Source organism: Cytobacillus firmus NBRC 15306 (genome assembly GCF_001591465.1).
Classification (GTDB): domain Bacteria; phylum Bacillota; class Bacilli; order Bacillales; family Cytobacillaceae; genus Cytobacillus; species Cytobacillus firmus.
Map to the genome: position 1 here is coordinate 80,725 of NZ_BCUY01000001.1, position 13,537 is coordinate 94,261.

Genomic DNA, 13,537 nt, shown 5'->3' on the forward strand with positions numbered 1-13,537 from the left:
AAGGAAAGTGCTTTTTTCTATTCAACCCATGTAAACATGTACTTCTCATCTTCTATTAACTTAGCGTTTTTCACCAGCTTTAACGGCTTGAATGTATCAATCATAACAGCAAGCTCAAGAGTTTCCTTTTTCCCTATGCTGGCTTCTGTTTTTCCAGGGTGAGGCCCATGTGGAATACCGCTTGGGTGAAGGGTGATGGAGCCTTCTCTAATCCCCTTCCTGCTCATGAAATTGCCTTCCACATAGTATAGCAGTTCATCACTGTTGACATTGCTGTGATAGTAGGGGGCAGGGACAGCCTCTGGATGATAGTCATATAATCTGGGAACAAAAGAACACACAACAAAGTTATGTCCTTCAAATGTCTGATGGACCGGCGGAGGCTGATGCACCCTTCCGGTAATCGGTTCAAAGTCTTCTATATTAAAGACCCATGGATAAAGATAGCCGTCCCAGCCCTCCACATCAAGCGGATGATGATTCAGAATATGAGAATGCAAGTATCCCCTTGTTTTCGTGATAACTTCATATTCTCCTTTTTGATCATATGTTTCCAGTATCTCCGGTCCCCGGATATCCCGTTCACAGAATGGACTATGTTCAAGAAGCTGCCCATACTCATTCCGGTATCTTCTTGGTGTTGTAATCTGGCTGAAAGACTCCACCAGGAGCACTTTAGTCAGCTGCTCTTTGTCCGGAATTACACGGTAAATAGTTCCAATCGGAATAATGACATAGTCTCCAGGGCGAAAGGTTAAAGTTCCGAACATGGTCTCAACTTTTCCTGTTCCATAATGAATATAGAGCATCTCATCTCCATCGCCATTCCGGTAATAGCTTTTCATCGGCTCTGTAATATTCATGGTGCCTATTAAAAGGTCGTCATTCCCAAGCAGATATTCCCTTGCTGAAAGGGCATCCCCTTTCTTTTCAATTTGATCTGTGAACAAATGCCGATGCTTTAAGCTCTCCTGATCTTCATACTCTGGAACATATTTTCCGATCAGTTCAGTTCGTGCTACTTCTGTCGGCATATAGTGGTGATAAAGAATGGATTGGGTGCCGGAAAAACCCTTTGTCCCCATGACCTGTTCCCTGAATAAGGTACCATCCGGTTTTTTGAAAGTCGTATGGCGCTTGTGCGGGATTTTCCCCATTTGGCGATAAAACATATTTCCACCTCACTCATTTGCGATTCGATTTTTTAATGTTCCGAGATTGCTAATCTCAAGCTCAACCTCATCTCCAGGCTTAAGCCAGCGGTGCACATCAGTTCCCAGCTCAAGGATGCAGCCGCTGCCAACAGTCCCGGAGCCTATCATCTCACCTGGACAGAGGGTTACACCGTCAGAAGCCCGTTCAATCATTTCGTAAAAGGAATAGTAAATATCCTGCATATTCCCCTCTGATAAAAGAGTTCCATTAACTTTTGCGGTCATGAGAAAATCATACCCATTTTCAACACGGAAATTCTCAAGCTCATCCTTTGTAACGATATATGGTCCGACAGAAGTGGCAAAATCCTTCCCTTTTGCAGGGCCAAGACCTACCTTCATTTCTTTTCGCTGAATATCTCTTGCACTCCAATCATTCAGGATGCAATACCCAAATATATAATCATCCGCTTCGGCAGCTTTAATATCCTTTCCCTCTTTACCGATGATACAGGCAATTTCGAGCTCGTAATCTAGCCATTGGCAATCCTTAGGAGGTGAAATTTCTTCATTCGGCCCCTTAATGCTCAGATGATTGGAAAAATAAAAAACAGGTATGTCATACCATTCGGGAATCATATCAAGTCCACGGTTGGCTCTTGCCGTTTTAACGTGTTCTTCAAAAGCATAGAAATCCCTAAAGCTTTTTGGATTTGGCAGTGGAGCCATTAATTTGACGTCTGATAATGGATATACTCCTCTATCGGTATTCTTCAATTTAGTGCTTGAAGATAGGTATTCCATAAAAAACTCATGATTTTCAAGAAAATCAAGCATTGTTTTCGGAAGAACACCATTGGTCGCTTCATGCATATCAACAGCATACTCCTCATTCTTCAGCCAGCCCGCTCTTATAGATCCATCCGGTTTTTGAAAGGTTATGAATTTCATAGCATCACCTTGGGTCCGTTTTTCGGATCAATTCAAATACATCAGTCATTGGCCTCGTATAGATATGTCCTGCCATCCGGCCAACAGGCTTCAGCTTTTCGGAATTAATCCTTCCATTTTCGTAAAGCTCTTCAGCAACATGCACATGCTCCACTTTTCCAATCACCAGGCTTCCTGAACCGGGATGTTCTCCAAAGTGAAGTACCTGATAGAGACTGCATTCCAAATGGACTTTTGATTCTTTAACCCGAGGTGGCTTCACAGAGGCACTTTTTTCTTTTTCGAGACCCGCTGCGGCCAGTTCGTCTGTACCAGCCGGATAATCCGCTGCACATATATTCATCTTTTCCGTAAAGTCTTCACTGACGATGTTAATTACGAATTCCCTGGTGGATTCAATATTAGCAAGCGTGTCTTTCTTAGAGCCATCTGTCCCTTTTCGCATCGGTGAAAAGCAAATCAGCATCGGATCTGCACATATGGCAGTAAAGAAGCTGAATGGAGCTGCATTTACATTTCCATCTGTATCCATAGTGGTAACAAACGCAATGGGACGCGGAAGAATTGAGCCAACCATTAGCTTATATGCGTCCTTCCACTCAAGACTCTGTGGATTTAATTCCATATGCCCTACACCGCCTTTTCATTCAAGAGTTTGTTTATCACTGCCAATGCCGCTTCATTATCTTCCCTTGTTCCTAAAGTCATCCGAAAGGCATCAAAATAGCCTTCAAGCTTCATTTTCCGGACCACTAAACCATTTGCGATCAAGTTGTCTGCAATAGGAAGGTGGCTGAAAATATAAATAAAATTGGTTTGGGAAGGAAAATAGCCGACATGTAATTCATTTAGTTTCTGGCACACAAATTTCATCTCTTCGGCATTTTTTTGAGCACAATCCCTTATAAAATCCTGATCATTTAGAGCTGCAGAAGCTGCAGCCTGTGCCAGGTGGTTGACATTAAAAACATCTTTTACCTTATTAAGGTCATTCACGATCTCCGGATGCATGATTCCATATCCGACACGGAGTCCGGCAAGGCCGTAGATTTTGGAGAAAGTCCTTAAAATGATTAAGTTAGACCGCTGTTCAAGAAGCGGAATAGAGTCAGGATAATCCTCGGAATTCACATATTCATAGTATGCTTCATCAAGAATAATCAGAATATTCGAACGAACTTTATCAATGAATTGCAGCAGTTCTGATTTACCGACTATGGTTCCTGTAGGATTGTTGGGATTGCAGATAAACACCATTTTTGTTTTTTCGTTTAACTTCTCATACATTGCACTTAGATTATGGGTTCCATTTTGCAGCGGCACCGTTATCGCACTGCCTCCTTCAATCAGGACGTTTGTTTCATATCGTGGAAATGTATTCTGAGCCATGACAGCTTCATCTCCAGCACTTATGTATGCTCTAGTCAATAATCGGATGATCTCTTCTGAACCATTGGTGACCAGAAAGTTATCTTCACTTATATTATAGAATCCGCCCAGCTTGCGTTTGAGCAGGGAAACAGTGCCATCCGGATAAAAGTAAAGACTGTTCATCGCTTTGCTGATGCTGTTCCTGACTTCTGATGAACAGCCATACACATTTTCATTATCAGACATTTTTCGGACAGCCATTAAATTGTACTTTTCTTTGATCTCTTCCGGCGAGCTGCCAAGCGGATAAGAAACAATCTTTTCCACAGCGCTTTTTGTCTGGATTCTGGCCATCTGGTCTGCCTCCTTCTCAAATTTATTAAAAAAGGGAGAAATGCTTTCTCCCTCTTAAGCTGAAAAGTTATAAATTCCCCCGTCTTTCCTGCTCACGTTCAATAGATTCAAAGAGTGCTTTAAAGTTGCCTTCACCAAACCCTCTGGCACCTTTACGCTGAATGATTTCAATGAATAAGGTCGGACGGTCTACGATTGGTTTTGTGAAAATTTGAAGCAAATAGCCTTCGTCATCGCGGTCAACGAGAATATTTAATTCCTTCAATTTGTCGATCTCTTCATCAATTTTCCCTACGCGCTCAGAAAGCATTTCATAATAAGATTCTGGAGTGCTTAAGAACTCTACCCCATTTTTGCGGAGGATGCTGACAGTGCTGACAATATCTTCTGTCAGAATGGCCAAATGCTGGACTCCAGCCCCGTTGTAGTATTCAAGGTATTCTTCAATCTGGGATTTGCGCTTCCCTTCTGCAGGCTCGTTAATCGGGAACTTAATTCTGCCTCCATTATGCATAACCTTGGACATCAGAGCGGAATATTCTGTTGTAATGTCTTTATCTGTAAAGTGCTTCATTTCCTTAAAGCCCATTACATTTGCATAATAATTCACCCATTCCTCCATTCTCTCTACATTTCCAACAACATGGTCGACGCCGATAAAACCTGCATCCTCAAATGGAACTTCAGTTTGATAAGGCTCAAAGCCAGGCATGAATACCCCTTTATAATCATTCCGTTCAACAAGTGTATGAATGGTATCTCCATATGTACCAATAACTGCCTTTTTGACCGTGCCGTGTTCGTCTTTTATCTCTGCTGGAGGCTGTATGTCGATTGCGCCTCTTTCAACCGCTGTTTTGTAAGCCTTTTCAACATCATCAACAGTTAATGCTATATCTTTTACACCATCTCCATGCTTATGAATGAAATTTGAAACTCTGGAACTGTCATTTAATGTTCCTGTGATCACCAGGCGAATCTTTCTCTGCTGAAGGACATAAGAGACTGTTTCTCTATTGCCGGTTTCCAGACCGGAATAAGCAACTGGCTTAAAACCGAAAGCTGTGCAGAAATAATGGCAGGATTGTTTGGCATTTCCTGAATAGATTTCTAAATAATCTACCTCCTTCACAGGAAAGAAATCGTCTGCCTTCTGTTCCTTTAACAATTTTTCATCTTGCATGCTAACCCCTCCGTTTTAATATTAATAATATTTTGAATTCATTATATAGGAAACGTGTAAATGTTCTCAAGAGTTCAAGTTAAAGCTATAATGCACTTCTGCATTAAAGGAATTTACACTTATATTTTTTGCGTTTTTTTGCTTTGGGGCGGTATGTGAACAGCCAAGTTCTTTAAAGCTTCTACAGCTTCCAGCAAGCCTTCATTTATGCTTGGATGCGGGTAGTTAGGGAAAATTAAATCTTCATCCCTTGCTCCCATTTCCAATGCAGTAATTCCAGCTGAAATTAATTCTATTGCTCCGGCCCCTACTATGTGGATCCCCAGAAGAATTTGCTTTTCCCTGCAGCTGATCACTTTTATAAAACCATCTTTTTTCCCGCTCAAATTGCTGAAGCCGTTGGCAGATAATGAGGATACACCAATTTCAATGTCATAGCCCATGTTAATGGCTTCCTGTTCCGTTAACCCGGCACTTGCAATAGGAGGCTGTGTATGTGCTGCAATCGGAATGAAATGGAAATCTGATTCCGATTTAATTCCCGCAATTGCTTCAGCGGCTGTTTTTCCTTGTTTAATAGCTTTTACAGCAAGTGCAGGACCTTCTGTTACATCACCGACTGCGAAAATATGTGTCTGTGTTGTCCGGCTTTGACCGTCAACCTTAATAAACCCTGCTTCACATTGCTCCACCCCTATACGGGATAGTCCCAGCTGGTCAGTGTTTGGTCTAATGGAAGATGAAACAAATAAATGTGTGCCTGAAATGGTTTCTCTTTTTCCTTTACACTCAAAAGTGACTGTTACCATTCCTTTATTATGCTGCAGTTCCAATACATCCGAATTTCTTACAATATCTATTTTCTTCTTTTTTAATATCCTCTTCAGTTCCCGGCAAATGGATTGATCAAAATCAAAATCCTCTTTCCCATCTTCGAGGATCAGAGTCACATTAGATCCCAGAGCCTGATAAGCCATACCTATTTCGAGGGTAATGTAATCACTGCCATAGATTAATAGTTTATCGGGTATTTCACTCAAATTTGAAATGGAATGCTGATCTAATACTAATTCACTTATTTCTCTGGACCAAAGAGGTTTTTCCGGTCTTCCGCCGGTCGCAATGATGGCATTCTGAAATCGGTAAACGTCAAATTGGTCTCCTTTTTCGATGCCAATCTTATCCTCTGACAGAAAAAAGGCTGAACCATTGAGAACTTCAATTTTATTAGCTTGACAGAGGGCTTCAATTCCTGCCCGGAGCTGCTTAATTTTCTTCTGCTTGTATTCCTGAAGCTTGATTAAGTTTAATGATATATTTCCTCCTTCGAGCCCCCAGTTTTCCCCTTCCTGAAATGAAGTGAATTTTTCAGCAGACTGTGTGAGGATCTTGGAAGGTATGCATCCTTTATTTAAACAGATCCCGCCTAGTTGATCCTGTTCAACTAATGTAACATTTCGCCCCAGCTGTGCAGCTCGGATTGCGGCATGATAGCCCCCGGGGCCGCCGCCGATTACGATGACATCACGCTCATGTGCCAGTTCTCCAACTACCATTTATACCATCTCCAGAACAAGCATTTTCGGATTTTTAATCAATTCAGCAAAGCGGTTTGTAAAGCGCACAGCTGTCGCCCCGTCTGCAACTCTATGATCAAAAGACATTGATATATTCATCATTGAACGAATGACAATCTGGTCATCATCGGTCACAACAGGCATCTTTTTTGTTTTATGGAAAGATACTAAGGCGGTTTGCGGATGCTGGATAATCGGAGTTGCTCCAAAGCTTCCGCCAAGAGGCCCCACATTGCTGATTGTAAAAGTCCCTTCAGAAATTTCTTTAACAGAAAGCTTATTTTCCATAGCTTTTTGGGTAAGCTGTTTCATTTCTGCATGAATTTCTCTGATTGTTTTATTTTCAACATGCTTTATGACCGGAACGATTAGACCTTCGTCCGTATCAACCGCAATACCGAAATGATGTTCACCTGCCAAATGTATTTCTTCCTTTTCTTCATGCAGCACTGCATTGAACACAGGAAATTCCTTCATGCAAATTGATAAAGCCTTCAGGAAAAAGGCTGTAGCAGATATATTTAGGTTTAGAAGCTTAAGCTCTTTTCTGAAAGCAATCAGCTCCGTTACATCGATTTCTTCAAAATGGGTACAATGGGGAATGGTAAAGAGAGATTGTGCCATTTTCCTGGCAATCTGCTTCCGTCTGCCCCTGAACGGAATGATCTCTTTCTCAGCAGGGGGGCTTTTTATATTTTCATTCAAAGTTGCTTGTTCCTGTTCATCATGGGCCGGCTTCGTCTGAAGAGAAGCTATGTATTGATAGATGTCTTCATCTAAAATACGGCCAGCAGGACCTGTTCCTATGATTTTCTCAATATCAATGTCATTATCGCGCGCAATTTTTCTTGTGAAAGGAGAAGCAAGAACCCGATTTCCTTTGAATGCCACAAAAGAATGGTTTTGCTTCTGCGGCGAATGTGTGTAAACAGGAATAGAAACGGCATTCTCTTTTTCAGCGCCTTCCTCACCAGCAGATTCTAAAATTAAAATGGTCGAACCCACTTTAACCGTATCGCCGGGCTGCACTGTAAATTCCTTAATAATGCCTGCTTTCGGGGCAGGTATTTCAGCAGTCATTTTATCAGTCTGTACTTCAACAAGCGGATCGTCTGCTTTGACTGCATCCCCCGGCTTAACTAAAAAGCAATTAATATCCGCTTCTGTCATTCCTTCACCAATATCGTGCAGTTTCACCTCCACGGCTTCCCCTCCTAAAACTTCATTACTTTTTCTATTGCCTGCTGAATCCTTGCCGGAGTTGGCAGGTAATGGTCCTCAAAACCAAAGTATGGAACTGGCGCATCAAATCCAGTAACCCGTTCAACAGGTGCTTTCTGATATAAAAAGGATGTATCATTAATGATGGCAAGCACATCATTTCCGACTCCGCCGGTGGCATGAGCTTCATGGACAATAACTGTTCTCCCTGTCTTTTGGACAGATTCTGCAATCATGTCTTTATCCAGCGGAAATAGGGTTCTTAAATCAATGACATCACAATGTACGTTATTTTCTTTCACCTGCTTTGCCGCTTTCATAGCCTCTGGCACCATTGCTCCCCATGTAATGACCGTTACATCGTCCCCATCCATTAGTTTTTTGCCTTTTCCTATTTCAACCGTATACTTCCCTTCAGGCACTTCCTCTCTGGCCGAACGATAGCAGCGCATCGGCTCAAGAAACAGAACCGGATCCGGGTCTTCAATCGCAGCAATCAGCAGTCCTTTGGCATCATAGGGACTGGATGGGCATACCACCTTGATGCCGGGCATGTGAGTAAAGAGAGCTTCTGTTGAATCACAATGAATTTCCGGAGCTCTTACACCTGCACCGTATGGAGCCCTTATAACCATCGGAACAGTAAAATGTCCCATTGTCCGCATCCGAAGCCTTGAAGCATGGGTCATAATTTGTTCATAAGCCGGATAGATAAACCCGAGAAACTGAATTTCGATCACAGGCAAAAATCCATTCACAGCCATCCCAATCCCCGCTCCGACAAAACCGGATTCACTTAAAGGTGTATCGATCACACGGCCTTCGCCATACTTAGTCTGAAGACCATCTGTTGCACGGAAAACTCCGCCGTTCCTGCCGATGTCCTCACCCAGCAGCAAAACCTCTTCCTTTTCATTGAGCATAGTATCTAAAGCATCCGTAATGGCTTGAACTAATGTCATGGTTTTTGCTCCAACTGCTGTTTTCATTAACGGCCGCCTCCAATCAGCTTCAGATATTCTTCTTTTTGCTGCTTGATTTGCCATGTAGGCTCAGCAAAGACATAGTCAAAAATTACTGCAGGATCTGCAGGAGGAAAATCTTCCATTTCACCTACAGCTTTATCTATTTCAGCTGCTGCTTCCTCTTCTATTGCCATTTGCCATTTCTCATCAAATATTCCCTCATTTTTCATCCAGCGCTCCAGCCTTAAAATAGGGTCAGTCTCCTGTCTTCTGCTATTGCTTTCCGATTGATCGCGGTATTTGGATGGGTCATCTGCTGTAGTGTGAGCACCATATCTCCATGTCACAGCTTCAATTAGTGTCGGCCCTTCACCTTTACGGGCCCGCTCTAAGGCTTTCAGTGTTTCATAATAAACCATGAAAACATCATTCCCATCGATCCTGACTCCCGGAATATCATATGCCAGGGCTTTCTGGGCAATCGTTTTTGTATTCATCTGCTTCTCAAACGGAACTGAAATGGCGTATTGATTGTTCTGATTAAAAAAGACAACCGGAGCTTTAAATACGCTGGCGAAATTTAATCCTTCATGGAAATCTCCCTCTGAGGTGGCACCATCACCAAAATAAGCAATAGCAGCATTGGCAGTGCCTTTTTTCCTTTCTGCGAACGCAGCTCCTGCTGCATGAGGGATTTGTGTCGCAATCGGAATGCCTGGAGGGAAGATCTTCTTTCCGTCAGGCGGCACACACCCTTCATTTCTACCGTTCCAAAACAACAGGATGTTTCGCAGTGAGTGGCCAAAGGTCATAGCTGCTCCGTGGTCGCGATAGGTAGGAAACATCCAATCGCTCTCCCCCAGCGCAACAGCAGTTCCGACCTGGGAAGCCTCCTGACCTTCATAAGGAGCATATGTGCCTATCCTGCCCTGCCGCTGAAGTGAAATAGCTTTGCGGTCAAAAGTGCGGATTCTGACCATATGTCTATAAAACTCTTTTACAAGCTTTTCATTTACTTTTTCTATATCTTCGGAATTGATGATCGTTCCATTTTCGTCCATTATTCGCCTGATCGGAAAGTGTTTTTCCATCTTCTCACCCTTTGGCTGGTAAATTATTTTAAGAACTTTTATACGGTACAAATATTGTTATCCAAGCAAAAAATTAGGTTCTTACTGCCCACTTCGGGCGTTTCATATGGGAAAAAAAGCTGTTTCTGCGTGTGCGTGCTTCAATGCGGCTCTCGCAGAATTGGTTGGATGCTTCAACTGTTGTAATTCCATTTGCTTCAGCATGTTCGTAGATGTTCAGAAGAGAGTTATAAATAGCTTTCGTTTTGCGGAGTACCCTTTCTTTATTAGGTGTATATAATTCATCTGCAACCTGGATTAATCCCCCTGCATTTACAATATAATCGGGAGCGTATAAAATACCCTTATCTTTTAGGATTTGGCCATGGCGCATATCCATTAGCTGGTTATTGGCAGAGCCGACAATTGCTTTTACTTTAAGCAGGTCGATTGTGTCATCATTAATGATGCCGCCCAATGCACAAGGAACAAAAAAGTCTGCCTCGGCCTCATATATCTCATTGCTGGATAAAACCTTCACACCGGCTCCAATTTCTTTCGCCTTGCTGAGGAGCTGGTCGATTGCCTGCTGGCTGATATCTGTCACAAATAAATCTGCCCCTTCTTCAAGCAGCCTTTCTGCGACTTTATATCCCACTTTGCCAAGTCCCTGAATGGCATAACTCTTGCCTGAAAGGTCGTCTGTTCCGCTCATTGCTTTATTTGTTGCCTGGAGGCCGTAAATAACACCCTGCGCTGTTGGTACAGAAGAATCCCCGCTTCCCCCATAAACCTCATCCACCCCCACAATGCAATTCGTTTCCTTTAGGGCATGAACGAAATCCTCTGTAGAAGTACCCATGTCTGTTCCTGTATAGAAGCGTCCGTTCAGTGATTCAACAAATTGGCCAAAAGCACGGAACAGCTCAGGTGTTTTATCTTTTAATGGATCCCCGATAATGACAGCCTTCCCGCCTCCGAAATCACAATCACTAGCCGCACATTTATAGGTCATGCCTTTTGATAATCGGAGGACATCCTCAAGGGCATCATCGACACTTTTGTATGGAAACATACGGCAGCCTCCCAATGCCGGTCCCAATCTAGTGCTGTGGATTGCGATGATTGCCTTTAAACCGGTAGATTCATCGTTGCAGAAAACGACTTGTTCATGATTTTTAATTTTTTGAAACATATCTGTCATTTCATTCTCCCCTTTATATATGATAGCGCTTACAATAAAATTAAATTAAAATGCCTTTTTTTATTAAGGCTAAGATACTTCTATTCTCTTAGTCTCTCTTTAACAATTCTGCAATCCTGCTTTTCTTCAGAATCACCTGTTTGACTTCACCTTCGCCAGCAAGGTTTTCTCCATTATGGACGGCTACAGTTGAGTAAACTGCATTTCCTTCCAGCTTGGATACGGTAGCTGTTATAACAATGGGGGATCCTTCAGGTGACGGAGATAAATGCCTGGCAGAAACAGCTCCACCCATCCCTTCTTCTTCCTCATCCAAATAGGGGGTGATCAGGAGTCGGGAGGCCCACTCCATGTGATAGATCATGGTTACTGTGGAATAGACAGGATGAATGACCTCTCCTTCAAATTGTGCGAACATTTCAGGTGAGACCACTGCACGGATAAATGCCTGGTTCCCAATTTGCAGCCCAGGTTTCATAACACCCCTCCCTTTTTGACTAAAAATATGTATGACGTTTATTTAACGATATGATACCATTACGTTAAATGAATAGTCAATAAATTGTAAAAACTTTAAAAATTCTTTTGATTTGTCGCATGTAAAAAGGATTAACCGGCAAATTGGCTAATCCTTTTTATTATTTTAAGAAAGCAGTGCACGATCACTTGCCATTTTTGTTCCGCGGATTCGCTGAAATTCATTCAACAGCTGTTCAATTGTCAGATGCTGTTTCTGTCCATCATCTACTTCAAGTATAATCTGGCCTTTATCCATCATAATCAGTCTGTTTCCTAAATCCAGCGCCTGCTGCATATTATGTGTGACCATTAAGGTTGTTAAATTATACTTTTGAACAATTTCTTTTGTGAGATTTGTAATAAGCTCTGCACGTGCCGGGTCGAGGGCAGCTGTATGTTCATCCAGCAAAAGAATGGAAGGCTCTGTGAAGGTTGCCATTAATAATGAAAGTGCCTGCCGTTCTCCTCCTGATAATAAACCGACCTTAGCATTCAAACGGTTTTCAAGGCCAAGATGAAGGCTTTCAAGAACTTCACGGAAATAGTCTCTGCGCTTTTTCGTCACACCTTTTCGTAATGTTCTTGTTTTATTCCTTGAAAACGCCATGGCCAGATTTTCTTCAATTGTCATGGACGGGGCAGTGCCAGCCATCGGATCCTGAAAAACCCTCCCAATAAGCTTTGCCCGGTTATATTCCGACATGCCTGTGACATTTTGACTGTCGATAAACACAGACCCGACATCAGGTATCATGACGCCCGAAATAATATTCATTAAAGTGGATTTCCCTGCCCCATTACTTCCGATGACTGTGACAAAGTCTCCCTCATTCAATGTTAGATTGATCATATCAAGTGCAATCTTTTCATCTGGTGTCCCTTCATTGAAGACTTTATGAATCTGATTTAATTGCAGCACCAGTCTCACCCTTTCTGCCTGATGGCAATTCACTTATGTTCATGCTTCCTGCCAATCTCTTAGCTTTCCGTTTCTTCTCCTTCGTGCGGTGAATAATCTTCGGCATTATTAATGCAAGGATGACGATAGTTGCTGTAATCAGCTTCATATCACCCGGCTCAAGGAACTCTACCCTTAGCGCCATGGTAACCACGATACGATAGATAATTGCTCCGCCAATGACCGCTAAAGTCGTTCTGGCAATTGTTTTTGTTCCAAACAATGCTTCACCGATAATAACTGAAGCCAGTCCGATAATAATCATTCCGATACCCATACCAACATCGGCGAATCCGCCCTGCTGAGCAATCAGTGCTCCTGAGAAAGCGACCATTGCATTGGAAAGGCCTAGCCCCAAAATCACCATCATGTTGGTATTGGCAGAAAGACTGCGGATCATCCTCTTGTTGTCACCAGTAGCCCTTAAAGCTAAACCAATCTCAGTCTGAAGAAAGCGATCTGTCAAAAATTTTATAGCCAATGTGACAACCAGCATAAAGAGAATAATGCCCCATGTTCTCGGGAGGCTGTCGCCCAGCCCTACCATGGACAAAATAGCATTGAAAAAAGAATCGATTCCTGTTTTATCCCAAAAATCTCTTACATGTGTAATGGCTGTTTCTGTGTTCAGGAGAGGAACATTCGATTTACCCATGATACGAAGATTTATCGAATACAAGGCAATCATCATCAGGATTCCAGATAACAGAGCATTAATTTTTCCAAAAGTATGAATAATACCCGTTAGGCAGCCGGCAATAAAGCCAGCAAATAATGCAGTGACCGTAGCAAGAAAAGGATTAGCCCCGCTGACAATCATGGTTGCAGCTACAGCTGCTCCAGTCACAAAGCTTCCATCGACCGTTAAATCCGGAAAGTCCAGTACCCTGAACGAAAGATATACTCCAAGTGCCATAATTGCGTAGATAATCCCTGACTCGAATGCACCGAATATCGCTGTAAACACTAAGAATCACACCCTTTATTTTGTTTTAGCTTAAAAAGCAGCC

General features: G+C 42.5%; 13 protein-coding genes. All 13 read right to left on the reverse strand.

What is annotated here, in order from left to right; translation table 11 throughout:
* Nucleotides 1-17: 17 nt before the first annotated feature.
* Nucleotides 18-1,172, reverse strand: a complete 1,155-nt coding sequence (locus tag BFI01S_RS00410; protein WP_061790837.1) for a homogentisate 1,2-dioxygenase — start codon at nucleotides 1,170-1,172, stop codon at nucleotides 18-20.
* A gap of 9 nt (nucleotides 1,173-1,181) precedes the next feature.
* Entirely contained in the window at nucleotides 1,182-2,105 is a 924-nt protein-coding gene (locus BFI01S_RS00415; protein WP_061790838.1) for a fumarylacetoacetate hydrolase family protein, read from the reverse strand.
* 4 nt (nucleotides 2,106-2,109) lie between these two features.
* Nucleotides 2,110-2,730 carry a flavin reductase family protein gene (locus BFI01S_RS00420; protein ID WP_061790839.1) on the reverse strand — a complete coding sequence of 207 codons (621 nt, stop codon included), beginning with the start codon at nucleotides 2,728-2,730 and terminating at the stop codon, nucleotides 2,110-2,112.
* Nucleotides 2,731-2,735: 5 nt separating this feature from the next.
* Complete coding sequence (gene hisC, locus BFI01S_RS00425; RefSeq protein ID WP_061790840.1) at nucleotides 2,736-3,830, reverse strand: histidinol-phosphate transaminase; 1,095 nt, start codon at nucleotides 3,828-3,830, stop codon at nucleotides 2,736-2,738.
* A 67-nt stretch (nucleotides 3,831-3,897) separates the two neighbouring features.
* On the reverse strand, nucleotides 3,898-5,013 hold the full coding sequence (gene hppD / locus BFI01S_RS00430; RefSeq protein ID WP_061790841.1) for a 4-hydroxyphenylpyruvate dioxygenase: 1,116 nt from the start codon (nucleotides 5,011-5,013) through the stop codon (nucleotides 3,898-3,900).
* 119 nt (nucleotides 5,014-5,132) lie between these two features.
* On the reverse strand, nucleotides 5,133-6,569 hold the full coding sequence (gene lpdA, locus BFI01S_RS00435) for a dihydrolipoyl dehydrogenase (RefSeq protein ID WP_061790842.1): 1,437 nt from the start codon (nucleotides 6,567-6,569) through the stop codon (nucleotides 5,133-5,135).
* Nucleotides 6,570-7,793 carry a dihydrolipoamide acetyltransferase family protein gene (locus BFI01S_RS00440; RefSeq protein WP_061790843.1) on the reverse strand — a complete coding sequence of 408 codons (1,224 nt, stop codon included), beginning with the start codon at nucleotides 7,791-7,793 and terminating at the stop codon, nucleotides 6,570-6,572. It lies immediately after the preceding gene.
* Nucleotides 7,794-7,804: 11 nt separating this feature from the next.
* A complete protein-coding gene (locus BFI01S_RS00445; RefSeq protein ID WP_061790844.1) occupies nucleotides 7,805-8,800 on the reverse strand; it encodes an alpha-ketoacid dehydrogenase subunit beta in 996 nt (331 codons plus the stop codon).
* Nucleotides 8,800-9,867, reverse strand: coding sequence for a pyruvate dehydrogenase (acetyl-transferring) E1 component subunit alpha (gene pdhA / locus BFI01S_RS00450; protein ID WP_061790893.1), 1,068 nt, complete (start codon nucleotides 9,865-9,867; stop codon nucleotides 8,800-8,802). The genes BFI01S_RS00445 and pdhA overlap by 1 nt, the downstream gene beginning before the upstream one ends.
* Nucleotides 9,868-9,940: 73 nt before the next feature.
* Nucleotides 9,941-11,050 (reverse strand): Leu/Phe/Val dehydrogenase, encoded by a 1,110-nt coding sequence (locus BFI01S_RS00455; RefSeq protein WP_061790845.1) that lies wholly within the window; start codon nucleotides 11,048-11,050, stop codon nucleotides 9,941-9,943.
* A gap of 88 nt (nucleotides 11,051-11,138) precedes the next feature.
* Nucleotides 11,139-11,528, reverse strand: coding sequence for a thioesterase family protein (locus tag BFI01S_RS00460; protein WP_061790846.1), 390 nt, complete (start codon nucleotides 11,526-11,528; stop codon nucleotides 11,139-11,141).
* Nucleotides 11,529-11,693: 165 nt separating this feature from the next.
* On the reverse strand, nucleotides 11,694-12,488 hold the full coding sequence (locus BFI01S_RS00465; protein WP_061790847.1) for an ABC transporter ATP-binding protein: 795 nt from the start codon (nucleotides 12,486-12,488) through the stop codon (nucleotides 11,694-11,696).
* Nucleotides 12,463-13,494, reverse strand: coding sequence for an ABC transporter permease (locus tag BFI01S_RS00470; protein ID WP_061790848.1), 1,032 nt, complete (start codon nucleotides 13,492-13,494; stop codon nucleotides 12,463-12,465). Before BFI01S_RS00470 ends, BFI01S_RS00465 begins: the two co-directional genes overlap by 26 nt.
* Nucleotides 13,495-13,537: the final 43 nt, after the last annotated feature.